Origin of the sequence: Pararhizobium antarcticum (assembly GCF_001885585.1) — a bacterium.
Classification (GTDB): Bacteria; Pseudomonadota; Alphaproteobacteria; order Rhizobiales; family Rhizobiaceae; genus Pararhizobium; species Pararhizobium antarcticum.
The window spans coordinates 1-25764 of sequence record NZ_LSRP01000071.1; the positions used below are offsets into that span (position 1 = coordinate 1).

Annotated in this window: 31 protein-coding genes; 9 read left to right on the forward strand and 22 right to left on the reverse strand. The window is 63.6% G+C overall.

The genetic code is table 11. The annotated features are described in order from the left end of the window. From AX760_RS06040 to AX760_RS06095, 13 genes are all read right to left on the reverse strand, one after another. On the reverse strand, positions 1 to 1351 hold a 1351-nt coding region (locus AX760_RS06040; RefSeq protein WP_071832102.1), incomplete at its 3' end, for a DUF2793 domain-containing protein. An 8-nt stretch (positions 1352 to 1359) separates the two neighbouring features. Beyond that, positions 1360 to 5331: a baseplate multidomain protein megatron gene (locus AX760_RS06045; RefSeq protein ID WP_071832103.1), complete on the reverse strand. Its 3972-nt coding sequence runs from the start codon at positions 5329 to 5331 to the stop codon at positions 1360 to 1362. 9 nt (positions 5332 to 5340) lie between these two features. Continuing rightward, a complete protein-coding gene (locus AX760_RS06050; protein ID WP_071832104.1) occupies positions 5341 to 5784 on the reverse strand; it encodes an NlpC/P60 family protein in 444 nt (147 codons plus the stop codon). Then, on the reverse strand, positions 5781 to 6665 hold the full coding sequence (locus AX760_RS06055; protein ID WP_071832105.1) for a DUF2163 domain-containing protein: 885 nt from the start codon (positions 6663 to 6665) through the stop codon (positions 5781 to 5783). Before AX760_RS06055 ends, AX760_RS06050 begins: the two co-directional genes overlap by 4 nt. Next, a complete protein-coding gene (locus AX760_RS06060) occupies positions 6662 to 7288 on the reverse strand; it encodes a DUF2460 domain-containing protein (RefSeq protein WP_071832106.1) in 627 nt (208 codons plus the stop codon). The genes AX760_RS06055 and AX760_RS06060 overlap by 4 nt, the downstream gene beginning before the upstream one ends. Continuing rightward, the gene (locus tag AX760_RS06065; RefSeq protein ID WP_071832107.1) at positions 7288 to 9735 is read right to left on the reverse strand and encodes a phage tail tape measure C-terminal domain-containing protein; all 2448 of its coding nucleotides are present in this window, start codon (positions 9733 to 9735) and stop codon (positions 7288 to 7290) included. The genes AX760_RS06060 and AX760_RS06065 overlap by 1 nt, the downstream gene beginning before the upstream one ends. Then, positions 9728 to 9889, reverse strand: a complete 162-nt coding sequence (locus tag AX760_RS27935) for a DUF7697 family protein (RefSeq protein ID WP_425348820.1) — start codon at positions 9887 to 9889, stop codon at positions 9728 to 9730. Before AX760_RS27935 ends, AX760_RS06065 begins: the two co-directional genes overlap by 8 nt. 68 nt (positions 9890 to 9957) lie before the next feature. Beyond that, positions 9958 to 10413: a hypothetical protein gene (locus AX760_RS06070; protein ID WP_071832108.1), complete on the reverse strand. Its 456-nt coding sequence runs from the start codon at positions 10411 to 10413 to the stop codon at positions 9958 to 9960. Then, positions 10413 to 11351 (reverse strand): phage tail tube protein, encoded by a 939-nt coding sequence (locus AX760_RS06075; protein ID WP_071832109.1) that lies wholly within the window; start codon positions 11349 to 11351, stop codon positions 10413 to 10415. Before AX760_RS06075 ends, AX760_RS06070 begins: the two co-directional genes overlap by 1 nt. Positions 11352 to 11375: 24 nt before the next feature. Then, positions 11376 to 11798 (reverse strand): acyl-CoA transferase, encoded by a 423-nt coding sequence (locus AX760_RS06080; RefSeq protein WP_071832110.1) that lies wholly within the window; start codon positions 11796 to 11798, stop codon positions 11376 to 11378. A gap of 164 nt (positions 11799 to 11962) precedes the next feature. Then, positions 11963 to 12577 (reverse strand): transmembrane anchor protein, encoded by a 615-nt coding sequence (locus AX760_RS06085; RefSeq protein ID WP_071832111.1) that lies wholly within the window; start codon positions 12575 to 12577, stop codon positions 11963 to 11965. A 15-nt stretch (positions 12578 to 12592) separates the two neighbouring features. Then, positions 12593 to 13246 (reverse strand): HupE/UreJ family protein, encoded by a 654-nt coding sequence (locus tag AX760_RS06090; RefSeq protein WP_425348821.1) that lies wholly within the window; start codon positions 13244 to 13246, stop codon positions 12593 to 12595. Between the two features lie 138 nt (positions 13247 to 13384). Continuing rightward, complete coding sequence (locus AX760_RS06095) at positions 13385 to 13744, reverse strand: hypothetical protein (protein WP_071832113.1); 360 nt, start codon at positions 13742 to 13744, stop codon at positions 13385 to 13387. A 63-nt stretch (positions 13745 to 13807) separates the two neighbouring features. Here AX760_RS06095 and AX760_RS06100 point away from each other — a divergent pair, with 63 nt between their 5' ends. Then, positions 13808 to 14086 carry a metal-sensing transcriptional repressor gene (locus AX760_RS06100; protein ID WP_087149180.1) on the forward strand — a complete coding sequence of 93 codons (279 nt, stop codon included), beginning with the start codon at positions 13808 to 13810 and terminating at the stop codon, positions 14084 to 14086. A 9-nt stretch (positions 14087 to 14095) separates the two neighbouring features. Then, a complete protein-coding gene (locus AX760_RS06105; protein WP_071832115.1) occupies positions 14096 to 15436 on the forward strand; it encodes an MFS transporter in 1341 nt (446 codons plus the stop codon). 86 nt (positions 15437 to 15522) lie between these two features. On the opposite strand, the gene AX760_RS06110 is transcribed toward AX760_RS06105, so the two are convergent. From AX760_RS06110 to AX760_RS06150, 9 genes are read right to left on the reverse strand one after another with little or no spacing between them, the layout of a single operon-like run. Next, complete coding sequence (locus AX760_RS06110) at positions 15523 to 16155, reverse strand: DUF6441 family protein (RefSeq protein ID WP_071832116.1); 633 nt, start codon at positions 16153 to 16155, stop codon at positions 15523 to 15525. Further along, entirely contained in the window at positions 16152 to 16466 is a 315-nt protein-coding gene (locus AX760_RS06115; RefSeq protein ID WP_071832117.1) for a head-tail joining protein, read from the reverse strand. The genes AX760_RS06110 and AX760_RS06115 overlap by 4 nt, the downstream gene beginning before the upstream one ends. A 10-nt stretch (positions 16467 to 16476) precedes the next feature. After that, positions 16477 to 17499 (reverse strand): major capsid protein, encoded by a 1023-nt coding sequence (locus AX760_RS06120; protein ID WP_071832118.1) that lies wholly within the window; start codon positions 17497 to 17499, stop codon positions 16477 to 16479. 53 nt (positions 17500 to 17552) lie between these two features. Next, entirely contained in the window at positions 17553 to 17933 is a 381-nt protein-coding gene (locus AX760_RS06125; protein WP_071832119.1) for a head decoration protein, read from the reverse strand. Between the two features lie 42 nt (positions 17934 to 17975). Next, the gene (locus tag AX760_RS06130) at positions 17976 to 19292 is read right to left on the reverse strand and encodes a S49 family peptidase (RefSeq protein WP_083531084.1); all 1317 of its coding nucleotides are present in this window, start codon (positions 19290 to 19292) and stop codon (positions 17976 to 17978) included. Further along, complete coding sequence (locus tag AX760_RS06135) at positions 19289 to 20791, reverse strand: phage portal protein (protein ID WP_071832120.1); 1503 nt, start codon at positions 20789 to 20791, stop codon at positions 19289 to 19291. Before AX760_RS06135 ends, AX760_RS06130 begins: the two co-directional genes overlap by 4 nt. 3 nt (positions 20792 to 20794) lie before the next feature. Next, entirely contained in the window at positions 20795 to 21010 is a 216-nt protein-coding gene (locus AX760_RS06140; protein ID WP_071832121.1) for a phage head-tail joining protein, read from the reverse strand. Between the two features lies 1 nt (position 21011). Beyond that, positions 21012 to 23066: a phage terminase large subunit family protein gene (locus AX760_RS06145; RefSeq protein ID WP_071832122.1), complete on the reverse strand. Its 2055-nt coding sequence runs from the start codon at positions 23064 to 23066 to the stop codon at positions 21012 to 21014. After that, positions 23014 to 23553, reverse strand: coding sequence for a hypothetical protein (locus AX760_RS06150; RefSeq protein WP_071832123.1), 540 nt, complete (start codon positions 23551 to 23553; stop codon positions 23014 to 23016). Before AX760_RS06150 ends, AX760_RS06145 begins: the two co-directional genes overlap by 53 nt. Before the next feature lie 140 nt (positions 23554 to 23693). Between AX760_RS06150 and AX760_RS06155 the strand changes: the two genes are divergently transcribed. From AX760_RS06155 to AX760_RS06185, 7 genes are all read left to right on the forward strand, one after another. Next, positions 23694 to 23912, forward strand: a complete 219-nt coding sequence (locus AX760_RS06155; RefSeq protein WP_071832124.1) for a hypothetical protein — start codon at positions 23694 to 23696, stop codon at positions 23910 to 23912. A gap of 2 nt (positions 23913 to 23914) precedes the next feature. Next, positions 23915 to 24112, forward strand: coding sequence for a DUF6900 domain-containing protein (locus tag AX760_RS06160; protein ID WP_071832125.1), 198 nt, complete (start codon positions 23915 to 23917; stop codon positions 24110 to 24112). Between the two features lie 12 nt (positions 24113 to 24124). Continuing rightward, the gene (locus tag AX760_RS06165) at positions 24125 to 24343 is read left to right on the forward strand and encodes a hypothetical protein (RefSeq protein ID WP_071832126.1); all 219 of its coding nucleotides are present in this window, start codon (positions 24125 to 24127) and stop codon (positions 24341 to 24343) included. Positions 24344 to 24352: 9 nt separating this feature from the next. Beyond that, positions 24353 to 24649, forward strand: a complete 297-nt coding sequence (locus AX760_RS06170; protein ID WP_071832127.1) for a hypothetical protein — start codon at positions 24353 to 24355, stop codon at positions 24647 to 24649. Between the two features lie 103 nt (positions 24650 to 24752). Then, positions 24753 to 24980 (forward strand): hypothetical protein, encoded by a 228-nt coding sequence (locus AX760_RS06175; RefSeq protein ID WP_071832128.1) that lies wholly within the window; start codon positions 24753 to 24755, stop codon positions 24978 to 24980. Then, positions 24970 to 25194, forward strand: coding sequence for a hypothetical protein (locus tag AX760_RS06180; RefSeq protein ID WP_071832129.1), 225 nt, complete (start codon positions 24970 to 24972; stop codon positions 25192 to 25194). The genes AX760_RS06175 and AX760_RS06180 overlap by 11 nt, the downstream gene beginning before the upstream one ends. Before the next feature lie 11 nt (positions 25195 to 25205). Then, the gene (locus AX760_RS06185; RefSeq protein ID WP_071832130.1) at positions 25206 to 25754 is read left to right on the forward strand and encodes a DUF3489 domain-containing protein; all 549 of its coding nucleotides are present in this window, start codon (positions 25206 to 25208) and stop codon (positions 25752 to 25754) included. Positions 25755 to 25764: the final 10 nt, after the last annotated feature.

Here is a 25764-nt window from a genome sequence, read left to right on the forward strand (position 1 = left end):
GGTTGGTGGTGGCCAAAGTTGGCGTCGCAACTGTGCCCACGGCCGTGCGCGGCATGCCATTGGTGTTGACCGTGGTGCTGGTCGATGGCGCCCATGTCGCGATCCGGTTGACCCCGAAATGCGGCTGCAGCGGAAAGAACCGGCCCGACGGGCGCTGCACATCGAGCCATCCCGCCCCGGCGCGGTCGCGGGCGTAGACGGCGAGCTTGCCTGCGGGCGGCGGGTCCGGGGCGGCGGGCAGGCTGGACATGTGCAGGGGTTCGGGCAGTTCAACCCGGCCCGAGTTGCGGTCGATCCTGATGGCGTCGAAAAAGGTCGATCCGTTCGGGCTGACCTTGAAGCTGAAGTCGTCATTGCCCAGCAACCCGATCAGCGCTCGTGCCGAAAACCCGGTCTTGAAGGCGAAGGCGGCGTCGTTTCCAGCGGCGTTCTTGTTGAATGTCGCCTCGATCCCCGCGCCTGCATTATTGAACAGCATGGCCGGGGCATTGATCGACAGGCGATTGTAACTGTCAGCCGTGGCCCCGCCGAGGCCCAGCAGCTGGGCGGTCAGGTTGGCTTGCGGCATCCCGACCTGCGTCACGGCATTGGCGAAGGTGACGGTTGGCGTGGTCACCACCGTGGAGCCGCCAGCCCCCGCGGTGGCCGAGCCGATGTTGACGACCGTGGTTGATCCGGATGCGCCGCCGGTGCCGAGGTTCACGGTCTTGGTGACGCCGGTCGTCGTAGTCCCGGTTCCCATCCCATAGGTTGCTGTCGTCGTTGCCGTGCCGATGTTTGCCGCAGCCGCCGAAATTGTGACGGTGCCCGACGCTGTCAGGGTGCCGGAGAAGGTCTTGTTGCCGCTGAACGTTTGGGTGCCTGCAAGGATCGCCAGTTCCGAAGATGTGTTTGGCAGCGTGAAGGTTCGGGTGGTGCCGGTGGTGAAGCCAGACAGCAAAAACGTCGCCTTCTTCGTTGGATCGGCGTTGTTCACCAGACTGAAGATGGCATCAGACACATCCACCGGTTCGCCGACCGCATCCCAGGTGGTGCCATTCCAGACAACAAAGGCAGCCTCATCCGCGATCCAAGCCAGCCAGCCTGGGCGCGGTACCAAGCGCATCCAGACGCCGTCGACCCAGAAGGCCACGTTCAGATCCCAACCGGCCCAGAGACCCGTGGCCCCACTGGCCACAATATGCCGATCACCGTCGGCAGGGCTCGCAGGCGGTGTGGTGCGCGCGCGATCGAGGACCGACAGCTGGACCATGGCATCCAGCAGCCGCAGCGCCTCGTTGTGGGTGACGTGTTTTTGGGCCTGCGATGCCAAGATGTAGGGCAGCAGGAGATGGGTAGTGATGTCGGACATGGCTGCCTTCAGAAGGTAAGTGTGACGGATTGCCCAGCGCCCCGGCCGATCAGGGCCGAAAGCTGATAGATGCGGATGGAGAGGGATTGGCCCGGGCCGAGGGGCGCGCCCCAATCGGCGGTCTGCTGGGCGGCGGTGTAGAGGGCAAAGGGTGTGGCAACTTCCAAGGTTCTCTTGCGAGTTGCCCCGTCCAGAATGTCGACCTCATACACCTCGCTGTCCTCGGCCAAAGAAACATCGCCCGCACCCCAGTTGTCGGCCGCCAGCGACCGCGACCGGCGTGTCCAGCGGATCGTCAAGTCGCCCGGGCTGCGCGCTGTTCGCCATGGCTGTGGAACATGGCACCCCGAGAAGGGCCGCAGCCCAGCGCCCTCGGGTGTGAAGCTGGTGGCGACAAAGGTCTCATCGCTGACCGGCCGCGACGCCGGGCCGATGCGCCAGTTCCATGGCAGACCGAGATCGGCCTCAGAAATCGGTAGTGGGGCCAGCGTGGTGTCCAGCACGACAACCCGCGCGCCGGTCGGCACGACACTTACGACTGCGTTCTCTGTTCCACGCTGACCACGCAGCAGCCGGGTCAGGCGATACCGCCCTGCTGCGATCAATTCGGCATTGCCAGCCTGGACGATCTCCCATGCGCCGGGAGCGGTTTCGATGGCCAGCGCATTGGCACCGCCAAGCAGGGTAATATCCGTGACGCTTTCCAGCGTTCCGAAATAGAGATCGACCACCAGCGCGTTCCCAAGATCGAAGCGCGACACAGGCCCAGCGTAGAAGTCCGCTGCGAGCACGCCCATGCGGGCGCGCGCGCTAAATGTGGTCAGCAGTGCAAATCCATCCGTCGCCGCACTGCGATACACCGCCATTTCGCCGGGCCATGGCTTTGCGTGGGCGGCAATGAGCGGCCGGTGCGCAGGTTGATCCTCGCGCAGTTGCGGCAGGTCCAGCAGAAGCACATCTGGCGTGCCGAAGACCGTCGGCGTCGACAATGATGCAGGGCGGGACTCTCCGGGCGGCAAATCGTAGACGGCCCGGTCCTGGCGAACAGCATCAATGCTGCGCAGATCGGAATCGGCAATCGACACCAACCGCATCTCGGTCAGGCGGCCGTCATGGTCGAGCAGGATCACATCGCAGGGATCCAGCGCCAGACGTGAAGGCGGCAGGCGGAACACGGCACTTTCGCGCCCGACCCAAGCCTCCATCAGCGCACGACGGCAACGGCGCTCCGCCTCTTCGGGCGGCACTGCCATCGGGAACGCCTCGGACGCGATGCGCGTGGTGTCGACGGTGATGCGCCGGGCCTCGACCTGCGCCGCGTCATAATCCTCATCCGCGCGGGCAACCTGCCATTTCAGCGCCTGCGGCAGTTCGGTTTCCTGCGCGCGGGTCAGTTCCATCACATCGCCCTGTGCCGAGGCGGGTGCGACCATGCTGTCGGGCGCGATGGTCAGACCGGCGACCCGGCCGCGCATCAGAAACCGGATGCGGCCCTCACTCTCGACGGCATCAAAGCCGAAGTGGCGGGCCAGCGTGGAAATCGACGCGCGCGGGGCTTCCAGTGCAGAAATCACATAGCCCTCGACCGCGCCCCAAAGCCCGGAAACGTCGATATGAGATACCGGCATTCCGGCGCGCAGGCAAAGGTGGCGAACGAGGGCGGCAAGCGATACCGCACCCAGCCGCCCGGTCAGCCAGTGACCGAGTTGCCAATTCGGGCCATCGGTCCAGACGTCCGTCAGTTCGGGAAAGAATGGATAGGGTCTCGCGTCCCAGGTCCATGCGGCGCATTCCGGCACATGAACCATGCGCGCGCCGCTAACGCCCGAGATCGGATTATTCTCCGAGTTGTTCCAGAACAGATAGGTGACTTCCAGATAGGCGCGCTGGATCGCATCGTCGCGCCAGCCGCGAGAAAAGTATGGCGTGAAGCTTTCGGATGACTTGGGATCGAAGAACACGTTGGGCTGGTTGGTGCCACGATCAATCGCTGGACACCCTAACTCTGTGAACCAGATCGGCTTTGATTGCGGCACCCATGCCGTTGGCGTCCCAATTTCCACACCACCGGGTCGGTTGAAATGCGGGTTTTGCCACCATGCCCGCAGATCCTTGAAGCGGAAGACCCATGGCTTGGCCGCTGCCCCATCAGTGATCGGCGTGCGAACCTGCGCCGTCCGGTCGGCTGGATTGGGATAGAACCAGTCAAACCCTTCGCCGCCGATGATGTTCGATTGCAGATAGGCGCGGTCGTAGATCGCGGGCGCCAGCGTGGCGTCGGCGTGATCAAACCCGTCGCGCCAGTCTGACAGCGGCATATAGTTATCGATTCCGATGAAATCGATGCTGGCATCCGACCAGAGTGGATCGAGGTGAAAATACACGTCATCTGAGCCGTCGCCCGGATGATGCCCGAAGTATTCCGACCAGTCAGAGGCGTAACCGATCTTCGGCCCAGCGCCGAGAATGGACCGGACATCGGCCGCGAGGCTCTTAAATGAGGTGACGGCGGGATAGGTGCTGGCACCCGAGCGGATGGTTGTGAGTCCGGGCATTTCTGACCCAATCAGAAAGGCGTCGACGCCACCAGCTGCTTTGCACAGATGCGCATAATGCAGGATCATCCGCCGCAACGACCATTCGCCCACTAGGCCCGTCCAACTGACGCTTTCGCCGGAAACCGCAAAGTTCGCGGGCGTGGCGGTACCGAACAGCGCGGTAACCTGCGTCGCGGCCGAGGCAGTTTTGTCCACGGACCCGGCGTAACCCGCCGCCGGGGAACAAGTGATGCGCCCGCGCCAGGGAAACGTCGGCTGGCCCACCGTGGCGGCATTGGCACTGTAGGGGTTGGGCTTGGTATTGCCGGGCGGGACGTCCATGAGGATGAAGGGATAAAAGGTGACGCGCAACCCGCGTGCTTTCATCTCCTTGATCGCCTGTACCACCGCGAAATCCGCCGGTGTTCCGCCATAGACCGGGCGGTCCTCCGCATCTCTGCTGACCAGAAACGCATCCGCGCGCGTTACGCCATTTACAACCCAAGCAGAGGGCGTCGTCGTCTTGGCCGCAACCTCCACGCCGGGGCGGACTTTGCAATTGCCTGCGCGCAGGTCATCGCCGAACCACGCCACTACCAGCGACACACTTTCCACCGCCGGTGCCATGGACTGCAGACGGTCCAGCGCCACGACGATGTCTGCCGTGTCGGAAATCGCATTCAGGTTTTCGGCAACCGTCGCCCCACCAGCGCCGCTCGATTTCTTCACTGGCACCGTCGCGTAGCTGAACTCGCCAGAGGCCGGGATCAGCGTGACGGCTTTGACCAACCCCTCGGCCGTGTCCGGGTCCGCGAGGGGCCGGAACACCTCAAAACTGATCTGCGGCAGGCGATTGCCGAAACCACTGAGGTTCAGTTCCTCAAACACAACATAGGCAGTGCCACGATAGGCGGGGGTGTTGGCCGCGCCCATCTTGGCTGCAATGAAGGGATCGGGGCTTTGCGCCTCGTCGCCCGGATACCAGCGCCAGGTGACGCCGGTCATATCCATCGCCTTGCCGTCGGCCCAGACGCGGCCGATGCCGGTGATCTCGCCCTCGCACAAAGCGACGGCAAAAGACGCATAGTAGAGATACTCGGTGGTCGTGACCTTAGGCCCGCTGCCCTTGCCACCGCCCTGACTGGTGGTGTTGACCTCTTCGCGGAAATCGGTGGCCCAGATGATGTTGCCGCCGATGCGCATCCGACCGAACAGGCGCGGGATCACTGCGCCTTCGGTCGAGGACGTGATGCGCAGGCTATCCAGCCGCGCGCCCTCGATGCGTTGAGCCGGGGCGAGGGACGACACGATCCAGTTGTCGACGACCGATCCGATGGTCGAGCCGATGAAGCCACCGATGACAGCACCGGAAAAGCCGAGGATGGCACCGCCAAAAGCGCCACCAATCGCGGAGCCGACGGCACCGAGAACCAAAGTTGCCATGTGAAAATCTCAGATGTTGCTGGAGCGCGGAAACAGGAAGGCGAAGGCGATGCGCCGTCGCCATCTTGGGGTCAGGGATTCCTCGACGACGCCAAGCCGTTCGTAGGAATGAATGAAGCGGTCAGGCGCGGTCAGGATCCCGACATGCTTGGCAATGGCGCGTGAGGCCATGCGGAACAGGACCAGCGCGCCGGGACCGACATCACTCATTGCAATCGGGATCAACAACGATGCGGCACCGTTCGCCAGCACCTCGTGCGGCCCTGTTTCGCCCCAATCCCGACTGTAGGGAGGGATCTGAAAAGGTTCGTCCCCAACCACGTCGCGCCAGACGCCGCGTGCCAGCCCGAGGCAGTCGCAGCCGACCCCGCGCAGACTCGCCTGATCGTGATAGGGCGTGCCCAGCCAGCTTCGCGCTGTGGCGACAACGAGGACGGGATCAGCGGAAATCACAACACGCCACCTTCATGCCCGCCGTCCTGGCTGGCATAGCGCAACACTGCATCCTGCCCAGGGATGTTCGGAAAGCCCCTGAAGTTGGCGGAGTTGGCGAACTTCGCCCCGCAGGTGGCGATCCGCTTGTCGCAGCCCGCCCGCGCGATGAAGCTGTCCCCCTCGGCGATGGCGCGCACCGGGGCTTCCAAGAGGGTCAGGGTGGCGATGGCATCGGCAACGCCATGGGCCAGTAATTCAGTGATCCGCCCGGCATTGGCACCGCTGGTCCAGGTGACTGTTCCGGATGTGAACCAGCCAGCGTTAAAGCCGGGCAAACCAGACGCCATGAACGCGCGGTCGCGCAACAGGTCCGTGACCACGCCCGAACCCTTGTAGACGGCGTTTTCCAGATTGATCCCGCAACGCGCGTCGCCCAGCGCTGCATCACAGCCCGCCTGAAACGTCCGCCCGACAGTCTGACCCAACACATGCGCCAGTGACCGAACTTCCGCCACGAATGCCATGCGGCCGCGCCGGATTTGCCCCACGCCCCCTCGGCGCAGCAGCACCCGCTGGCTGGTGTCGGCCCAGTTCACCCGCCACAGCTCGACCGCAGCATTGTCCCAGCGCCCGTCGAGGATGTCGGTTTCTGTGATCCGGTCCGAGGTCAGCACGCCGGTCGCGTCCTGCGCATCGACGGCCAGATCGGAACCTGATCGAATTTCCGACGCGGCAAACCCGCTTTCAGGCTCAAACTCGGTACCGTCAAAGGCCAGCATCCGGTCATGATCGGTGAAGCCCAGCGCCACGCCGTCCGCCCGCGAAATCCGCCAGCACCAGGACATGGTGGTGGTGCCATCGTCCAGATGAGCCTGCAGTGCGGGAGAGAGGGATTTCATCTGCGGATCTCCAGCAGCGGTATGGAGGTGATCGAGCCCAGCCGTTCAACATCGAGGGTCACGTCCAGCGTGTCAGTGTCGAAGCGGACGGGCACGTCGAATTCGAAGCCTGCGGTGATCGCGATGCCCGCGCCCGGTGCGGCGGCGAACGTGACGCTGCCGTTGGTAGTATCGACGCTCCAGCCGGTCATCTGCTCGACCCCGTTCAAGGCAAGGCGAACGCTGCCTGCGACAGGTTTGGCGATGGCGCGGGTCCAGCTTTGTGCGCCGGAGGTGTAGCGTTTCAGGAGCGCGAAGGTTGTGACAGCGCCGTTGCCGGTGCCGATCGGCTGGTCCGTCGGGGCCACGGCTTGCGACGGCATGCAGGATTTGTAATCCGCCCAATCCTTGTAGCGGAACCCGTGCAGGCGGCCGTTGCGGGCCTCGAAGAAGGCGACGACCAAAGCCAGATCATCGGCGCGACGGATGCCATAGGCCACGTCAAAGCGGCGGCGCGAGTTGGCCCAGCTGGCGTTGCGTTCCTCGTCACCGGAGGCAAGTTCGACGATCTGCGTGCGTCGTTCCGGGCCGCCTCGCGCGCCACGGCTGATGTTGTCGGGGAAGCGAACTTCATGGAACGCCATCACATGCCCCTTCGGCCCAGCGACACGGCGCGGGCAATGTCGGCCGCGACCTGTGTGCGGGATTGCCGGAAGCTTTCGGCGTCACGCGCATTGATGGTGACGGAGATATTCGGGGCTGCACTTTGACCCTTGCCATAGCCAGCCGCTTCCCGGCGCGACAGAACCCGCTCACCCCGTTGCAGGATCGCCGGAACCTCGTCGGGTTTGATGCCTGCCCAGCCACCGGAATGCATACGCGGGGCACCGGCGAAGGCCAGCGCCGGGACCATGCGGCCCGGGCCCGGCGATCCGACAGTGCCACCGGAATGCAGGATATCTGCGAACAATCCACCTGCACCGCCCAGCGCGCCCGAGAGGGCATCGGCGATAGGCCCGAGGATGAAGCGCCGCGCCGCCAGCTTGGCCAGATCGGCGATCATCGAGGTCACGAGGTCGCGGAAATCCAGTTTGCCGGTTTTGACGAAGGTGGCCACGGCGTTCTCGGCGCTTTGGAATGCGCCAACCAGTGTCTGGCCGATATCGCCGCCGATGTCGCGGGCCTTGGCTGCATAGTCGGCGAGCGCTGCGGTGACTGCGCCCCAGCCGGTTGCGGCTTGCTCCGCGCCCTCGGCCGCTGCCGCCCCGGCAGCGCGTGCCGCGGCTCCTGCACCACCGGCGGCGGCGGCCGTTTCGTCGAGTTCCAGCCCGAGCGCATCCGCCGAGGCCGCAGCATCGGCCAGTGCGGCTTCAGCTTCGGTACCGGTGCCGGTCACGGCGTCGCGCAGCGCTTGCCAGCTGGCCAACGGTCGACCGGCGGCATCGGCGAGCATTCCTGCGGCTTCGCGGTAACCATCGGCACGGGCGCGGGCGTCGTCGGCCATTGTGCCAAGCCCGAGGTCAGGTGGTTCAAGATAAGTGCGTGACAGAGCGGCGGAGAAGGCATCACCTGCGGCGGCACCCGCTGCGGTTGCCGCACCCTCAAACGGGTTGCCGATCCGCGCCAGTTCCAAGGGATCCAGCGAGCCGATCCGGACCCCACCTTCACCCGTTGCCCATTCCGGCAGCAGCGACAGAGCGGTGTTCAATCCGGTGATGAAAGTGTTGATCCGGGTGACGACACCGTTCAGCATCGCTTCGACGCCGGAGATCAGGCCGTTCGCGGCCTGAAAGGCAAAGTCGCCAATGGCACCGGGCAGACTGCCCCAGATCGCCACCGCCGCATCATAGGCCCCTTGGAAGATCGCCGCCGTCCGGTCGCCGAAGCTGACCACGCCCGCGATGGTGCCCTCAAGTGCCGTGAGACTTGCGGCCTTCAGCCCCTCCCACCCGGCCGCCATTTGTGCCAGCGCACCATCGAGCGCCAGGCCCATCCGCGACCAGACCTCCTTGGCCAGATCGCCAAGCAGCCGGAACGCCTCTCCAACGCCGCCAACCCGGGTGACAAGTTGTGAGAATTGATAGACCAGCTCACCCGCGCCGACGATCAGCGCCCCGATGCCGGTGCGGATCAGCGCTCCACGCATGAAGACCAGAGCGGTGGCGAGCCCCCGCACCGACAGCGCAGCCGCCGCCATAACAGCCACCCAGCGCCCGGCCATGATGCCCGCGAACGTCGCAGCATAGGTGGTCAGCCGTCCGAGGTTGTCGAACAGCGCCTTGATCGCGATCCCGAGTGGCCCGGTGCGGCTGGCAATGGCTGCCATGGCGTTGGCCATTGCCTCCAAGGCAGGCGCCGCGGCGACCGCCAGCTGGTTCGACAGCCCGCGCCAGATCAGGCCGAGACGCGAGATCGCGTCATTGGTACGCTCAATCTGATCGGCGTCAGCTTCGGAAACGACAACCCCGAAGGCAAGAACATCCTCGGTCGCCTGGCGCAGTGTCGCAGTATCGATCCGGGTGAACACCAGCGCCGCGCGGTCGCCAAAGAGCTGCGAGGCCACTGCCGCGCGTTCGGCCTCGGGGATAAATTGCCCGAGCGCTTCCTGAATGGCCGCGATGCGCGCATCCAGCGGCAGGCGCTGCAACTCCTCGGCCGAGAGGTGCAGGCGGTCCAGGGCATCGACCGCTGGTCCGGTTCCGGCGGCCGCCTGGCTCAGCCGCCGCGTCAGTTGCACGGTGGCTTGCTCGACCTGACCCATCGACACGCCCGCCAGATCGCCCGCGCGCTCCAGTACCTGAAGGCTGGCGACCGTCGTGCCGAGCGACTGCGCCATCTTGGCCTGCGCATCGACGGTCTGCAGGCCAGAACGGATCATCGCGACCCCCGCCGCCGCGAGCGCCCCAGTGGCAGCCGCTGCGGCAAGCGTGGCGCGGCGGGCAAAGGCGGCAACGCGCGCATTCGCCATGTCCATCTCGCGCGACAGCCGCCCGAACCCGCGCGCGCCTGCCTCACCGACGCCTTCCAGCTCGGCGCGGACCTGGCGGCCGCCCTCTGCCACAAGGCGGACGCTGACCCTTTTCTCAGCCATCGCGGCCTCCTTCCATCTGTTCGTTCAGTTTGCGGACCATCACAGCCTCGATCTCGGGCAGCAGTTCGGCAGCGATCAGGGTGTTGATGCCCAGCGCCTGTGAGAGTGCGAGGGCCGCGCCCATGTCCCAGCCGAGGACCGCGCCGGGGATCACACGTAGTTGGCCCCCGAGGCGGCCGACCAGATCCCAGACCTGCCAGCCCTCCGGCGTTCGCGGCTGGTTCAGTCTTGCGGGGCAGTCGGGGCAATTGCCCTCGCGGCCCTCGAAGGGTGGGCAGGCCGCGCAGTACCGATCGCCCCCGCCGAAGGACCACTCGGCGAGAGCGCGGAGACGTTTTTTTCGGCGTCCAGGATCAGGCCACGCGCGACGTATTGAGTCTGGAACGCCTCGAAGACCGGCCAGATTTCCAGAAGGGCATCGATGCCCTCGGGGGAGACGGGGACTATGTTGCCCACGTCATCGCCGACACCTTCCCAATCCAGCACTGCGCGGCGGGCCACGGCTTTGGCCATGACGAGGGCGAGTTCCTCTTGGGAAGCACCATCGGGCAGTCCTTCGATTGCCGGATCGGCGCGGGCCGAGACCATCAGGGCGGTGGTCAGCGGGCCGACAAGCAAGCGCAGGCCGGGGGCGAGGTCCAGCCATTGTGGCGTGGCGGTCAGGTTCAGGCGGATCATCAGTATGCCTCGATATCGTTGATCAGGGTTGCGGTGCACATGCGGGCGGGGCTGGCAGCTTTCGCCGCTTGCCAGTCAAAGGTGGCCTGCACGCCCTGCGGCCCGGAAATCTCGATCCGGGGTCGCGGGAGGTAGACGGCGTGAACGGTGAAGGTGAAGCTATCCCCGGAGGGCAGGACATAGGCGAAGCTGATCTCGCAGGGGTCGCCGTTGATCGCCTGTGTCACCAGCGTGCTGTCGGCAAAGCGGACCTCGATCCGGCCGGTCAGTGCTGCGATGGACGGGTCTGCCCCGTCGATCTTGCCGTCGCTGCGGATGGTCTCGATCCGGTCGAGGTTGTTGGCATAGGTGATTTCCGCCGAGACCACGTTGCCGAGGGCGCTGCCGTCTCGGCTGATCGCGCCGTTAAAATGGCCGAACCGCTTCAGGGCTAGCTCGGCGGGCGTGCCTGCGCTGGTCGTCGTGGCGATGGTCTCGCCTTGCGCCACAAGCCGGGCGGTCGCGGTCAAAAGGCCGGAGCGTTGCACCTGCCACGACAGCTGATCCAATACGCAGCCCGAATACATCGCAAAGCGCGGCACCTCGGGCATGCCGGTCTCGATCGACATTGATGGCAGGGTCCAGCCGCCCGACCGGAACTCATGGGTATAGGGTCCAACCCCAGAGGTTGTCGGTTCACCGAAGGCTGCCTTCAGCCAGAACCCGAAAGCCTCGGCGTCGATCGGCACCATGACATCGCCGTCGGCCGTCACTGCGTCCTTGATCGGGGCCAGTGGGTCGCGGCCATAGCCGAGCAGCTCGCTGTTCAGAAGCGGCTGTTCCGATCCCAGCGAAGTGCTGGCGAATGGCATCTTCGTGAAACCACTGAGCGGCGGGGTCCCGTAAACCGTCTCATACGCAAGCGCCATCTGCGCCCGCGCACCTTGCGCACGTGCCATATTTTTCTCCTTATTGTCGGGGTGTCAGGCCAGCGGGCCGGTGGTGGTGTAGTGCAACACGACAGTGATCACCGCCGCCTTCAGGGCCGCCGCGCCCTCAACAGGCAGATCGACCGAGGCCGGGGCTCCGGGTTCTATCCAATCGCAGAGGCCGCCGAGCGTGCGGTCAGCTTCCAGCACGTCGCCGATAGCGGCAATCAGGTCGTCGAAGGCGCTGGCCCGGCCGGTTCCAGCTTGGACGACGACCTCGAGCTCGGCCCGGTGTTGGAAATGGTAGCGCAGCGGCGACAGCGTCGCCTCCGGCTCGCCCGGCTGGCCATCGCGCAGGATGATCAGTCCCGCAGGTGGGATCCGCTCTGGCAGAACCTCATCGCGCAGAACAAGGGCGGCCAAGGGCTGCAGCCGCGCGAGCAGCGCGGCGAGGACATTTTCGCGGGCAGTTGGCATATGTTATTCCAAGACTGATGGCTTCACCGACGCCTGCTTCGAGCCCAGAGTTACCAGTCTTTTGTGATGTAGCGAACGTCTGCATTTTAAGGCCGGAGCGTCAAACTTTCGGCATTGAAGGGTGGCTACCCGCAAATTTGATTGCAGGTAGCCGCCGGAATTTATCACTCGCTTCGGACAATCTCGCTGTATGACCCCCGCAGTTGCAGCGTTACCGTCAGCTCGACATCGTCGCGGTTGCGCCAAAACCAGCCGTGATCTCCTGCGAAGGGAGTTTCAAAGCTGCCTTCACCGGATGTCTGGCCACGGCCCGTCTCATAGGTGACCGCGTCGCTACCTGCATGGGCATGAAGGTCAAAGTTGACCCTCCCACCTGTGGCGACCCAATCATAGGTCAGCGTGGCCCCTTGCTCCATCGTGGCCTTGATCTCGGTGGACTCACCGGGTGCGAGTGTGAATATGATCTCATCCTGCCACGCTTCTTGTGCATGGGCGGCGGAGACAAACAGGCCGAAAACATCGTCCAACACGGACGATGTGTCACCAGCGGCATCTAGCAAACGGTCCGCTTCTGCTTCTGCTGCCAGTTGCTGCTTGATCTCGCCCATTTCTGTCAGGCCAAGAATGCTGCCCACGCCAGTGGGATCGGTGCCGTATTCTGCTGGCAGATAGACCATGACGCCGATGGCCACGGCCCCGATCGCCGCGATGATCGTTGAGCGGCGCAGCTGGCTGGGGGTGGGCAGGTCTTCGAGTTTGGGTTGTGGTGCGTTATACATTGTGTGTTCCAATCTTTATGTGTTGGCGATGTAACCGGCGATCTGCTGGTAAGTCAGAAGGAGGCCGAGAAAAACCATGACGATGTTGGCGATATTGGCCTGACGCATGAAATTGGGGCTTCTGCGCCAGTAACCCATGACGATCAGGATCACGAACAGAGCGAGAAGCTGACCCACCTCGACGCCGAAGTTGAAGGCCAGAAGGTTGGCCAATAGCCCATCGTCGGACAGCTGATAGTCTAGGATTTTTGACGCCAGTCCGGTGCCATGGAACAGACCGAAGATCAGGGTTGCGGCCTTGGTGTTGGGCTGAAACCCGAGCCATTTCTGATAGAGGCCAAGATTATCGAGTGCCTTGTAGACGACCGACAGGCCAATGATGGCGTCGATGATATACGCGTTGATGCCCCAGCCAAACCAAACGCCCGCGATCATGGTGACGGAGTGACCGACGGCAAAGATGCTGACGTAAATCGCCACGTCTTTCATGTGGTAGAGGAAGAAGACGACGCCAAGCAGGAACAGGATATGGTCGTATCCCGTGATCATGTGCTTTGCGCCCAGATAGATGAACGAGATGATGTGAGGCCCGAAAATCTCTTGGATGTAGCCCGCGTCACCGGCGGTCACAGCATGGGCGTAGGCAGAGGTGGCGAATGCGATCAGCATCAGCATGATTGTGGTACAAAGGATCAGGGACTGCCGCAAAGCATGCGACGGGTGCCCTGACCGATAGGATCGGTTGGGTATCATTTTGATTTTCCGCTTGTTGAGTGTGTAAGATGACAGCGCCCGGAAGGCGCAACATTACAATCGTGGCGGTCGATCCAAACCGTAGTCCCTGCTTCCCGGCATGGCGTTGTCAGCCATGATCAAACGTATGCGGGTTGGCAGGATCGCACTGGTCGCCTCGCTCGGGAGCAAAAATGAGGTGATGTGTTCATGCTCGGCCATCTCGTGGGCATGACTTTGAAAGACGTGCATTATATCCACGATGTCGTCATGGGAATGGCCGTGGTCTTCGATGTCGCCCTGATGCCCGGCCATGATCTCTGCGATTTCGACAAGATCATACGATTTGCTCTGTGCTTCAGACGACAACATAAATGCCATCGCCAAAGCGATGGTCAATGCAAAGCGCAGGAATGATGTCGCCTTTCGTTTCATGTGCCCGATTCCGCAGGTCTCGGCCTGCTTGCTTTATCCCCCTGGGGAGGATAGTCGTTGTCTATGATAAAACATATCCCCCATGCAACCCACCCCGAGATCGTAAAACGGCTGAAACGTGCCAACGGCCATCTTTTGAGTGTGATCGGGATGATTGAGACGCAGCGGCCCTGCACCGACATCGCGCAGCAACTCCATGCCGTCGAAAAGGCCATCACCCAAGCCAAACGCACCCTGATTCAGGATCACATCGACCATTGTCTTGATGCGGCGATGGCCGGTGCGGGCGGTGATGGAACGCCTGCAACGGCAGAGTTCAAGGCGATCACCAAGTATTTGTGAGGTCTCCCCGTGCTTTTCGTCCTTGCCGACCGCACCTACCGCCACCTTTTTCTGGCCCAGATCACCGCCCTGCTGGGGACCGGGCTGGCGACTGTGGCGCTAGGCTTGCTCGCCTTTGATCTGGCGGAGGAACGCGCAGGGCTGGTTCTGGGGACGGTCTTCACGATCAAGATGGTGGCTTACGTTGGCATAGCGCCCATTGCCGGAGCATTTGCGAACCGATGGCCGCGGCGCTCCATGCTTGTCAGCCTCGATCTGGTCCGCGCCGCCGTGGCGCTCTGCCTGCCGTTCGTGAGTGAAGTCTGGCAGGTCTATGTGCTGATCTTTGTGCTGCAATCTGCCTCCGCCGCATTTACCCCGACGTTTCAGGCAACAATCCCAGATATCCTGCCGGAAGAAGAGCGCTACACCCGCGCCCTGTCCCTGTCGCGGCTGGCCTATGATCTGGAGAACATCATCAGCCCGATGCTGGCCGCGATTCTGCTGGCCTTTGTCAGCTATCAAGCGTTGTTCTTCGGAACTGTCATAGGCTTTGTCGGATCAGCCCTGCTGATCGTTTCCGTCCTGCTGCCCAGCCCGCAGGAAACGGCACGCCGTGGGATCTATGACCGCACCACACGCGGGATGCGCATCTACCTCGCCACACCACGGCTGCGCGGTCTTCTGTCTCTGAACCTTGCCGCAGCGGCGGCAGGGGCGATGGTACTGGTCAACACGGTCGTTCTGGTACGGTCCGTTTTAGGATTTGGCGACACACAGGTGGCCCTCGCCCTCGCCGCATTCGGAGGAGGCTCCATGCTCGCGGCCCTCTTGTTGCCTTGGCTTCTCGACACTCAGCCTGATCGACCCGTTATGATGGCTGGTGCTGCCGTGCTGGTGATCACCCTCCTTGGTCTCGCCGCGCTGACAATGATCAACGGCGTGGGTTGGTATCCGCTTTTGGCTGGGTGGCTGGTGATCGGGGTAGGTTATTCTACTGTCCTGACTCCGACCGGGCGGCTGCTCAAACGCTCTGCACATGCCGAAGACAGGCCCGCTGTCTACGCAGCCCAGTTTGCCCTATCTCATGCCTGCTGGCTGGTAGCCTATCCCTTGGCAGGTTGGCTCATAACCGATTTTGGTGCAGCAACGGCGCTTGCAACATTGGCGCTGCTGGCCGCAGCTGGAATGGTAGGAGGCATTATCCTCTGGCCACATGATGATGTAGGGGTTGTTGAACATTCTCACGACGATCTGCCTGCGGACCACCCTCATGTGCAGAACGGACGCACCCATAGCCACCCCATCATCATTGACGATTATCATCCGCATTGGCCGCTTTTAAGGGAATCTAAAAACCACCAAGGCTAGCACATTCCATCGGGCGTTTGCTTTCTGTGTTGAAGCAGCCATTGGAGCAAGCGCAGCGAAAGCTAGCGTTGTCCGCATTGCAGACGTCAGCCCAGCTGTCCCTCCACCCAGTTCGCCACGATCAGGCCCGGCACGCCGTCCACCGCGCGCTCTGCATCCCGCGCGAGATCCAGCCGTTTCCGTAGCTTGACCTGCGGCACCAGCAAAAAGATCGGCACGGTTGCCACGCCGCGTCCGCTCTTGGACTTGGATGCCACCGCTCGGCCCTTGGTATTCAGCCGCCCCTCGGCCACCAGCAGGCTCGGCCCGCGACGGCGGTAGATAAATTGCAGTCCCAAGCCGGTGCGGCGTTCCCATTCACCGGGGGTGATGCGGCCGCCTTTGCTACTTTTGCCAGCGGCAGCAGTTGGGATCGCAAGCCAGAACCCGTTCTTGGACCGGATCAGTGGGCCGGTGTCATGCGCACTGATGATCACCGGGGCGTTGGACCAGACCAGTGCCGCCGCGTTCAGGCTGTCGCCGGATTTGGGGAAGCTGGCCAGGCGGATGCTGTTGCCAAGCCTTATGCCCAGCCCAGCGCCGGTGATCTGTGTCCGCCAGGCGAATTTGAGACCGGTGCCAGCTTCGCGCATGGCGGAGGACACTGCTTTTTCGCCAGCAGCGATTTCAGCCTGCATCAAGGCGGCGATGTCAGGATTGATCTCGATCCTGAGCCTCATGTTGGCTGCAGGTCCAGCGACCAGATCAGACGCTCACGATCCCGCGTGGGTTCTCCCTGAATCGTAAAGCTGTCTGCCCCGACCACGATCAGATCACCGGGGTGGGGATCGGGCAGGTCAGCGACGCGGACGTCCACCATCATGGTATCGCTGACGAAGCGCCCAGCGCCGAACTCGGTGATGCGGTCCGGGGCGCGGCGGATGACCCGAATGGGCGTTTCCTCTGACGTGGTGGCAGAGATCCACAGGGCCGCCACCGCCATGGACGGGTTGGCATAGATGCGGTCCACGGCGGAAACAATGACATTCATGGCGGATCCGTCAGTTCGAGGTGTGAATGCGGATCGCGATGCGCGGCCGCTTGTTCACCGGCAGGATCGAGGCTTCGGTCATCAGATCGATCCAGCGGCCTTTCTCGTCGAGATGCTGGCGGGCGTAGAGCGGCAGACCCATTGTGTTGGCCGCCTCCAGCAGGTTGGCCGGGCCGCCATAGGTGGTGAAGGTGTCCATCGTGCCGAGCGGGAAGGCGATCCCCTCGCTGGCGGGGACCAGCCGCTCGGTGGCCTTGGTCGAGAGGGTGACGGTGCCCGAATATTCCTCGAACACGATGCCTGCGAAGGGGAAGTTGCGCCGCACATCCTGGCGCAGGGGCTGCGCGCCGGTCGCGGCGTAGAACTTGTAGGCTTCCTCGGTCTTCGGATGCGCGATCAGTTTGTCGAAGAATTCCCGGCTGACGAGGGCATGCACATCGTTCATGCTTTCGCCCAGCAGGTTGTCCTCCATGGCGCGCAAGACCTCGCGCACCTTGCCCTGCACATTGGTGCCAGCCGTGCCCAGCACGAAGTCCACCGAGATTTGCGCCAGACCAAACTCGGTGAAGTAATTGTAGAGGGTGATCCCCGCACCATCCTTCACGATGCCACGCAGGGCGTTCATCTCCATGTATTCGCGGGTCTGGGCATGCTTGCGGCGCATCAGCTGCAATTTGCGGTTCATCACCTCGACCAGCGGGTCGGCACCATCGAACACGCCCAGCGCCGGTTGGCCTTGGATATCACCGGGCAGAATGACGTCATCATGCGGGATCCACGGCAGGGCGAAAGACCGCATGGACCGGCCCTCACGGGTGCCGACCGTGGCGGGTCCGCCAAGGGGCACCGAGGGCAGCAGGTTCAGCACGCCCTCGTATTGCTCGATGATCACCGACCGCTGGCTGACGCCCTCGAAGCGGAACAGGCCGATCTGGCCAAGGCGGGTGTAGAGGTTGGGCAGGATATTGATGGCCTGCGTCATCTCGGCCAGCGAATAGCCGCCAGCGTCAAAGGGATTGCGGACAAGGGTCATGGGGTGCTCCGGGGGAAAGAGGGATGGATGTGGATGCGCCGCGCCGGTGGGCGTCAGACGCCGTCGCGGGCAATGATGCCGACGGCGGCAAGTTGGCCGAGCTTGGTGATGATCTTCGGTGCGTCATCAACGGTGCCGTCATAGGCGAGGCCTGCGCGCGACACGATCGAGGGACCACGTGCCACCACAATTCCGGTGGCGTCCGCCAGCGTGGCATCGACGGCATAGAGCAAGACGGCCGTGGCGGTTTGCGCACCGTCTGCGCCACCGCTGGTGGCCAGCTTGTATTTGCCGCTGGCTGTGATGCGCCCGAGGACCGAGCCGACCGGATAGGGCATGCCGATCAACAGGGTGATGACTTCGCGGGTGTAGTTCGGGTTGACCTCATATTTGAGGACATCGCCCATGCTGGGCTGTTCCGTCAGGACGGGCATTGGTCAGTCTCCATTTTTGGGGTGAGGGACGTGGGTGCTGGATCAGCGCTTGGCGTCGGTCGCAGCTTTTTTGGCAGCTGCGATGATCGGGCTGTCTTTTGCAGCCGCCGCAGCCGGGGCCGTGGCGATGATGCCAGCGGCATCGCTGCGGGCGGCCAGATCGGCCAGAACGCGGGCGCGAAGGGCTTCAGGCTTCAAACCGCGCGTGACAGCGTCGGCGGCATCAATGGTCACTCCGAGCCGGGCCGCCTGCGCACAGACCTGTGCAACTTCTGCTGCTTCAATGCGAACTGCGTCGGCTGACATCGCCACCGGATTGGGCGCGTGTACGGCGGCCGCTGCAGCCGGAGCCGGTGGTGCAGCCCCGACTGGAGGCGTGTCGACGTTTTCGGCAGGTGTTTCAGGCGTCGTGGTCATCTGTAGACCCTTTCTGCTGGGGGGAGTAGTGCCGCGGGGTGCGGCGGCGAAAGCGTGGAAGGCATTGACGGGATCGGCGAGATCGTCGGCAAGGCCTGCTGCGATGGCATCGGCCCCGCGAAACACGGCCGCTTCGGTGGCAAGTGCGGCGGCATGGGTCAGCCGATCCCCGCGCCCTGCGGCGACGGTTTCTGCGAACAGGAAGCGCACGACCTCTAGCTCGCGCTGCATCTGGTCATGCACCGCCTCGGGAAGCGGCTGGTACGGATTGGCGTCGATCTTGTGGAGCCCAGCATGGATCAGGGTGACGGCAATGCCCTTCTGGTCCAGTGCGCCGCTCATATCCGTGTGCAGCGCAACGACACCGATGCTGCCGACAGCACCGGTGCGGGGCAGAATGATGCGGTCGGCCTGGGAGGCCAGGACGTAGCCAGCGGACAGCGCGTGTTCGGCTACGAAGGCATGCACCGGCTTTTGTGCCCGCGCCACCCGAATGCGGTCGGCCAGATCGAAGGCACCCGCCACCTCGCCTCCAAAGCTGTCGATATCGAGCGCAATGCCACGCACGCTGGGATCTGCCAGCGCCGCCTGCAGTTGGGCCGCGATCCCCTCATAGGAGGTCAGCCCGGAAGATTGCCCGATCCATGCGCCACGGTGCACAAGTGTGCCCGCGATTTCGATGACGGCGATGCCATCCACCACCGCAAAGGGCTGAATGCCATTGCGCTGGTGACGCTGGGCGAGATCATTGCCGAACAAAGAGGCGCGAGCAGGCAAGGCCGCATGCTCAATATCATTGGCAGGCAATTCAGCGCCCGAAAACGTGATCTCCTGTCCCGTAATGCGTGGTCCGAGGCCAGACAGGAAAGCCAGCGCCTTGGCAGGGTCCACCATCAGTGGCGTGTTGAAGGCGCGCTGAGCGATCTGGGCATGGTGCATCATACGCTCTCCTTGGCTTCGGTTTTTTCATCAGCGTTGTCGTCTGCTTCGTCGTCGTTGGCGTTGTCGTCCCGCTGGGTGTTGTCATTTTCCTTCGCCGCGCCCGGCCCCTGTGCCGGGGATCCCGGACGGCGGAAGTCGAGACCCAGTGACAATTCGCGCTTGCGCTCGGCGGCAATCTCGCGGTCGACCTGTTCTGCGTCAAAGCCCCGTTCCGAGATCGCCTGCGTGCGGGATTTCAGGCCGGACTCGATCTGCAGGATCTCGGCCGAGGCGTCCTTCATTGGGTCGATCCAGTCCCATTTGGTCGGCAACCAGGCGCAGGCCTGATATTGCCGCCGCTGTTGATCATAGCCGGGCAGATCGATGGCACCCGACAGCACCGCGATATCCATCCAGCGTGCCCAGACGGCACGGCAGAGCTGGAACACCAGCACGCCATGCTGCCAAGCGGAGATGCGGCGGCGGAATTCGATCAGGGATATCCGTGTGTTTGAGAAGTTGCCCTTGGCGGTGTCACCCGTCAGGTAGCCGTAGGGGATGCCCAGCGCCGCCGCGATTTGCAGCAGCGTCCGGTATTGGAACAGCTCGTAGGTACCGCCGGAGTCGGGTGTGGCAGGCGTCGAGACATCCTCGCCGGGATCCAGCCGCACCACTTGGCCGGGCTCGACTTCCAAATCCTCCTCGGTCGGTTCCAGTGGGGTTTCAGGGGCGGGGGAGGTGATGAACATCGCGAACATCGCCGCGATTTTCTTCCGCTCCAGCTCAGCGTCATCGTAGAGGTCCAGCGTGAACAGCTTGACGATTGCGGCGGCAAAGCGCGACACGCCGCGCAACTGGCCTGCCTCGACTGGGTCCAGCACGTGGATCACATCTGCGGCGGGCACACGGACGGTCTCATTGGTGAGGCCGGGGTCGGTCAGATCACCCGGATGGCGGCGCAGGAAATGATAGGCGACGCGGCGACCGATGCCGTCGAATTCGATCCCTTGCCGGATCAGCCCCGCGCCTGGCAGGGTCCGGTTCATGTCGAGCGGCAACATTTCGGCAGGCAGCATCTGCAGCTGGATCGGCACGGTCAGACCGTCTACCGCGCGGCGGGGCCGGATCCGGATGAACACCTCGCCTGACAGAAACACCTCCCGGGCGGCCCGGCGCTGCAGCCCGTAGAAATCGGTCAGGCCTTCCGCGTCAGCGTCGTCCGTCCAGGCCAGCCACAGCGACTGCAATTCTTCCTTCTTTGCAGCATCCGCGATCGTAGATGAGGGTTTGATCCCATCGCCGACCACATTGCTGGCGAACGACTCCACAGCGTTCGCTGCATAGCCATTGTTGCGGACCAGCCAGCGCGCGCGGGCGGTAATCGTGTCGCCGGAGGCCGCGATCAGCGTGTTCACATGCGCGCGGGACGCCCGGAAGCCCCGCAACCGCCGATGGGCCTGCGCTGCATCAAACCCGCCAATGATGCTGCCGAGCCGCTGGCGGAACGCTTCAAACGCCATGGTTCACAGGCCCTTCGAGGCAACAGTGCCCCAGCGACGACGACGCGGCGTGCCGGAGGTGGCCGTAGCAATCCGGCCTTCCAGATCGCTGATCGCGTTCGCCAGTTCTGCGTCCGAGCCGTAGTTGATGGTCTTGCCGTCATAGCTGACAGAGCGGACGCCCGCGTAGCGCGCTTCCTGCAGTGCCGCCAGCAGGGCGCGCATCCGTTCCAGATCCATCTCAATCCCTCATGAAGTTCGGTGTGTAAGCCCGGCGTTTTCGCCGTGGCGTCGTTGGTGTTCCGGCCTTGGGCGCGGTCGGGGCATCTGTCGCTGCAGGTATGGCTGCGAGCATCTGAGGCTTGGTCTCGACCCCGGCCTGTTCTTCCAGCCGCCGCCAGGTCGCCTCGTCCCAGCGATCAGCCCCGAGGATCCACGCCGCCGCCCGGGCATAAACCCGGCAATCCAGCGCTTCGTTGCGTTCCCGCATTTTCTGCCATTCAGGGTGGCTGTAGCCGCGCTTGTTGCGCACGGTGACGAGCTGTTCGGCGACCAGTTGCTTCAGCCATTCGGTATCAATCCACTCGGGCAGGTGCACGGTGCCGGGCGCATCACAGACGCCCAGCGCCCGGTCCTCGTCCGAGGGGCGCTCCAGCCGCAGGAAGCGGTAGGTCTCGGTCTTGAACGTCGCCGTGGCCACCGACCACAACCGCGCGCCCCGGCGCAGGCGTTTACCGCCGATGGTCGCATCGACAAAGGTCGGCCCCGACACCGGCGTGGCCCGGTTGAAGCCTTCCAGCCCTTTGATTGGCGAAACCTGGTCGAACCCCTGTTTCCGCGCCCATGCATACACAGCTGGGGCTTCATAGCCGGTGTCGATCGCCAGCTTGCCGATCACCATCACAGCACCATTGGCGCAGGCCCAAGTCCGCCCCAAGAGGGCGGTCAGCTTGTCCCAGCAGGCGGGATCATCCGGACCACCGGCAATGACAATGTGATCGACCAGCCAGCTTGTCCTATCCCGACCCCAGGCCCAGACATCGACCTCGATGCGGTCCTTCTGCACATCGCCACCGGCGGTCAGGAACAGACCACCGACAGGGACCTGCACACCACCATAGGCTTCGCGCCGTTCTGCCAGCCGCTGCCATTCCGGCGCGTCGCCACTTTCGACCCATGTCTCGCCCAGCAGGGTGTTGCGTGCGGCGCGCAGCATTTCCTCCGAGCCTTGGGCTGCGAGCCAGTCCCGCGCGATCTGTTGCCAACTCTTCCAGCCCAGTGGCGAATAGAGCGCCGAGATGTGAAAACCGATGGAATGCGGATCAACTGAGGTCGCCGTCGCCCGCCACTCTCCTGCCGCCAGCATCTGCGTCTTGTGATGCTCGGCGATGGGCTTCTCGCAGCCCTCGCAATGATAGGTCGCCGTGTCAGGCCGTCCTTTATCCCAACGCAGGCGTTCAAACTGCAGCCATTGCATCGCGCCGCAATGTGGGCAGGGCACGAAGTACCGGCGCTGATCGGATGCCTCGTATTCCCGCTCGATCCGGCTGATGCCCCGGATCGTCGGGGTCGAGACCATGAACACCTTGCGCCGATGCGAGAAGGTGGTGGTCCGGGCCTCGGCCAGTGTGACCGGATCGCCTTCTTCGTCGGCAGAGGCCGGATAGGCGTCGACCTCGTCGAGAAAGATGTAGCGCGCAGGCATCGACCGCAGGCCGGTCGCGGAATTGGCCCCCGTCAGCACCAGGATGCCGCCCTGAAATTCCTTCGACAGCATCGAATTGCCCGCGTCGCGCGACCGGGCCGGATTGACCAGCGCACGCAGCACCGGGCTTTCCGAGATCAAGGGGTCGAGCCGCCCGCGCGAGGTGCGTTTGGCCATTTCCACCGTGGGCAATACTGCCAACATCGGACCCGGCGCGTGGTGGATTACGAAGCCGATCCAGTTGTTGCCAGCCTCTGTAGCGCCAACCTGCGCTGCTTTCATGAAGCTGATCCGTTGCGCCGGGTGCCGCGGCGACAGCGCGTCCATGATTTCGCGCAGATAGGGCGCTCGCGCGGTGCGATATCGCCCCGGTTCGGCCGCAGCACGCGACGACAGCCAGCGATGCGCATCCGCCCATTCCGACACCGTCAGGTCCGGATCAGGCCGCATTCCACGTCGCCAGTTGCGCAGAATATCCTCGGCCCCATCAAACCCGAGGTCGAGGTCTGCGGTCAGATCATCGCTGGCCGTGCTGTCGTTATCCGAGGCTGACCCTGAGATCGGCGAGGGCTTCGAGGTGCTGTCTGACATGGGCTTCCAACACCCTCTGCAGGATCGCGGCCTCAATGATCACCGGTGTTCCGGTTTGTTTTTCCACTCCCAAAGCCACTTCGGCCGCCATCAATGCCGCCACCCTGCTAGGCCACGTCACCCATGTGTCGCGTTCCTGCCGCGCAAGGCGAAAGACCAGTGCCTCGGCGCGCGCCCGGTCGACCAACGTGCCCTTCTTCTTCTGGATGCCAAGCTGCTTGTCCTGCGCCTGGTAGACCGTCAGCGCAGTGCGTGCCTTCAGGTACGACGAGCTGTCGGCGGGGCCGCTGAAACTGCTATCGCCGCCGCCAGTGCTGCGCCGCTGCTGGTCGGGGTCGGTCATGTCGGCCCGGCGCACATCAGACGCCGCCGCATTGATCGACCCGTCACTGTAAACCACCAGCCGACTGGCTTTGCGAGCTTTCTGGATGGCCCCGCGGGACAGGCCGGAATGGGCGGAATACTCGCGTTCGGACATACCTTCCATGGCGATTTGACTAACCTCAAGATATTGTAATTAAACGGAAATAACGATCTTATTCAGTTGATTGCACTCCGCGATGGAGCGATTCATGGTGCGAGGCAAACGGGTGCATCGCACCCCTTACATGAGGATCGGAGACCACAATGCGCGCGCAGGAAAAGATGGGACACAGCTCGATGAGCGACGGGTGGCGCAACCACACCAGCCCCGCGCAGGAGCGGGTGAACTGGGTGATGGACGAAGTCATGTCGGGGCGGATGAGCCAGGCCGACGGGATGGACGAGATGGCACGCGCCCACGAGATGATGCGCGAGGAAGCCCGCGCGCGCACGACCCACCCTGAGCACCGCTGGGAAGAGTGATCATGGCCAAACGCAAATCCACCCCCGAGGCCGCCCGCGAAGCTTTGATCCTCGATATCGCCCAGCGCCGGTTCTTCATCGAGACACTGGAGACCCGCAATCGCGACCGGCTCGACTTCCACGATGTCGCGGTCTGGGCGATCCGCGATGCGCTGGAAGAGGCCTTTGAAGCTGGCCGCCGTGCCGCAACCCAATCCTGAAAGGACAAGATCATGACCGCCACCACCACCATCCGCATCGACATCGCCACGCTGCCCGACCATCTCGACCGTTCGCGCCTGAACAGCGTCGCCGCCAGCATCGAGGCCGCGTTGAAGGACGCGGGCGTTCGGGCCGATTGCTCGGACCTGTTCTCGCACATCAAGATCGACCTGCCGACAGCACAACTGGCCGCCGCCAGCACCGTGCTGGTCGAGCTGCAGTTGATCTGAGGCGGGCAGATGAGCACGCGCGCGCAGATTGCCATCCAGACCGGCCCCAACGAATGGGCGCATGTCTATGTCCACTTCGACGGCTATCCCGCCCATATGCTGCCCGCGCTGGCGCGCTGGAAGCCCGAAGACATCCTCGCTGCCGGTGAAATCCGGCAGGTCGCGGCCGACGCGCTGGACCGCTTCATTCCGCCCCGCGCCCCGCGCATGCTGCCGCGTCCGACGCAGGAGTTTGCCCATCTTTATATGTGGATCGGCTGCCAATGGGTGAACGTGGTGCCGAAGGCAGATGCGGAGAGAGTATAATCAGAAAGCACTGATATTGCTCGTTATTGCCTACACTAACCACCCCGCCAGAGCGATGGTGATTACACCAAAACGATGCAACTCACCGAAGGACGACCAAGCCATGACCACCCGCCGCGCGACCGACAACACCAAAGCCCTCGACGCCTTCATGACCACCAAGTCCCAGATCGACGCGATTCTGGAGCGGTTGAAGGCCCTGAGCGATGACCATTTCAACACCCACCCCGGCGAGATCAATTGGGGCGACGTTGGCTCCCTGAACCACTACGCCAGCTTGCTGAGCCAGATCACCGACAGCGCCTTCAAGGAGGGCGAACATGCCGCTTGATCCCGCCCAGCGCCACCAGATCGAACAGGACGCGATCACCGCCGCGTGGGAGGCCGAACGTCTCGTTGCCTGCGACGATGCCATCGCCTTGCTGCGCGAAATCGCCGATCTGGAACGCGATGACGATGGTGATGTGATCATCGGGACCGATGCCGATGGCCACAATGACCTCATGCAGCGCATCACCGCCTTCCTTGCCGCCAACGACCAATAGAGGAACCCGCCATGACGAAGCTGACAGAAACCCAGACCATCATCCTCAGCGCCGGGGCCCAGCGCCCCGAGAACATTGCCCTGCCTCTGCCGGAGGGGTTGCACGGTGCAGCGGCGAAGATGGCCGTCACCAAGATGATGGAACGCGGCTGGCTGCAGGAGGTCGACGCCAACCTGCGCCGGGGCGAGCCGCTTTGGCGCGAAACTGGCGATGGGCATGGCACCACGCTGGTGGTCACCGAGGCGGGGCTGCTGGCCATCGGGATCGAACCGGTGGTGGTGAAAACCGTGGTTGCGATCCGCGAACATGCTGTCAAGACACCTGCGCCGAACGACCCTGCTGCCGCTCAGCCGAAACTGCGCGTCGGGACCAAACAGGCGCAGGTCATCGCCATGCTGCAACGCCCTGAGGGTGCTACCATTGTCGAGATCGTCGCGGCGACTGCGTGGCAGCCGCATTCAGCCAGAGGTGTGATCTCAGGGGTTCTGAAGAAGAAGCTGGGCCTCGAAGTCAGTTCAGAAAAGGATGATGTGCGGGGAAGAGTCTATCGCCTCCGGTAAGTTGCATAAG

Excerpts from the sequence above, each read along its gene's own strand:
- AX760_RS06060 (WP_071832106.1), bottom strand. The coding sequence starts at position 7,288 with ATGGCGTTCCATGAAGTTCGCTTCCCCGACAACATCAGCCGTGGCGCG.
- AX760_RS06090 (WP_425348821.1), bottom strand. The coding sequence starts at position 13,246 with ATGCTGATCGCATTCGCCACCTCTGCCTACGCCCATGCTGTGACCGCC.
- AX760_RS06175 (WP_071832128.1), top strand. The coding sequence starts at position 24,753 with ATGACCACCCGCCGCGCGACCGACAACACCAAAGCCCTCGACGCCTTC.
- AX760_RS06125 (WP_071832119.1), bottom strand. The coding sequence starts at position 17,933 with ATGCCCGTCCTGACGGAACAGCCCAGCATGGGCGATGTCCTCAAATAT.
- AX760_RS06115 (WP_071832117.1), bottom strand. The coding sequence starts at position 16,466 with ATGAATGTCATTGTTTCCGCCGTGGACCGCATCTATGCCAACCCGTCC.
- AX760_RS06120 (WP_071832118.1), bottom strand. The coding sequence starts at position 17,499 with ATGACCCTTGTCCGCAATCCCTTTGACGCTGGCGGCTATTCGCTGGCC.
- AX760_RS06140 (WP_071832121.1), bottom strand. The coding sequence starts at position 21,010 with ATGGATCTGGAACGGATGCGCGCCCTGCTGGCGGCACTGCAGGAAGCG.
- AX760_RS06065 (WP_071832107.1), bottom strand. The coding sequence starts at position 9,735 with ATGGCTGAGAAAAGGGTCAGCGTCCGCCTTGTGGCAGAGGGCGGCCGC.
- AX760_RS06135 (WP_071832120.1), bottom strand. The coding sequence starts at position 20,791 with ATGGCGTTTGAAGCGTTCCGCCAGCGGCTCGGCAGCATCATTGGCGGG.
- AX760_RS06180 (WP_071832129.1), top strand. The coding sequence starts at position 24,970 with ATGCCGCTTGATCCCGCCCAGCGCCACCAGATCGAACAGGACGCGATC.
- AX760_RS06160 (WP_071832125.1), top strand. The coding sequence starts at position 23,915 with ATGGCCAAACGCAAATCCACCCCCGAGGCCGCCCGCGAAGCTTTGATC.
- AX760_RS06070 (WP_071832108.1), bottom strand. The coding sequence starts at position 10,413 with ATGATCCGCCTGAACCTGACCGCCACGCCACAATGGCTGGACCTCGCC.
- AX760_RS06130 (WP_083531084.1), bottom strand. The coding sequence starts at position 19,292 with ATGATGCACCATGCCCAGATCGCTCAGCGCGCCTTCAACACGCCACTG.
- AX760_RS06170 (WP_071832127.1), top strand. The coding sequence starts at position 24,353 with ATGAGCACGCGCGCGCAGATTGCCATCCAGACCGGCCCCAACGAATGG.
- AX760_RS06055 (WP_071832105.1), bottom strand. The coding sequence starts at position 6,665 with ATGAAATCCCTCTCTCCCGCACTGCAGGCTCATCTGGACGATGGCACC.
- AX760_RS06165 (WP_071832126.1), top strand. The coding sequence starts at position 24,125 with ATGACCGCCACCACCACCATCCGCATCGACATCGCCACGCTGCCCGAC.
- AX760_RS06110 (WP_071832116.1), bottom strand. The coding sequence starts at position 16,155 with ATGAGGCTCAGGATCGAGATCAATCCTGACATCGCCGCCTTGATGCAG.
- AX760_RS06095 (WP_071832113.1), bottom strand. The coding sequence starts at position 13,744 with ATGAAACGAAAGGCGACATCATTCCTGCGCTTTGCATTGACCATCGCT.
- AX760_RS06100 (WP_087149180.1), top strand. The coding sequence starts at position 13,808 with ATGATAAAACATATCCCCCATGCAACCCACCCCGAGATCGTAAAACGG.
- AX760_RS06085 (WP_071832111.1), bottom strand. The coding sequence starts at position 12,577 with ATGTATAACGCACCACAACCCAAACTCGAAGACCTGCCCACCCCCAGC.
- AX760_RS06075 (WP_071832109.1), bottom strand. The coding sequence starts at position 11,351 with ATGGCACGTGCGCAAGGTGCGCGGGCGCAGATGGCGCTTGCGTATGAG.
- AX760_RS06150 (WP_071832123.1), bottom strand. The coding sequence starts at position 23,553 with ATGGAAGGTATGTCCGAACGCGAGTATTCCGCCCATTCCGGCCTGTCC.
- AX760_RS06185 (WP_071832130.1), top strand. The coding sequence starts at position 25,206 with ATGACGAAGCTGACAGAAACCCAGACCATCATCCTCAGCGCCGGGGCC.
- AX760_RS06155 (WP_071832124.1), top strand. The coding sequence starts at position 23,694 with ATGCGCGCGCAGGAAAAGATGGGACACAGCTCGATGAGCGACGGGTGG.
- AX760_RS06145 (WP_071832122.1), bottom strand. The coding sequence starts at position 23,066 with ATGTCAGACAGCACCTCGAAGCCCTCGCCGATCTCAGGGTCAGCCTCG.
- AX760_RS06045 (WP_071832103.1), bottom strand. The coding sequence starts at position 5,331 with ATGGCAACTTTGGTTCTCGGTGCCGTCGGCTCCGCGATTGGTGGCGCT.
- AX760_RS06080 (WP_071832110.1), bottom strand. The coding sequence starts at position 11,798 with ATGCCAACTGCCCGCGAAAATGTCCTCGCCGCGCTGCTCGCGCGGCTG.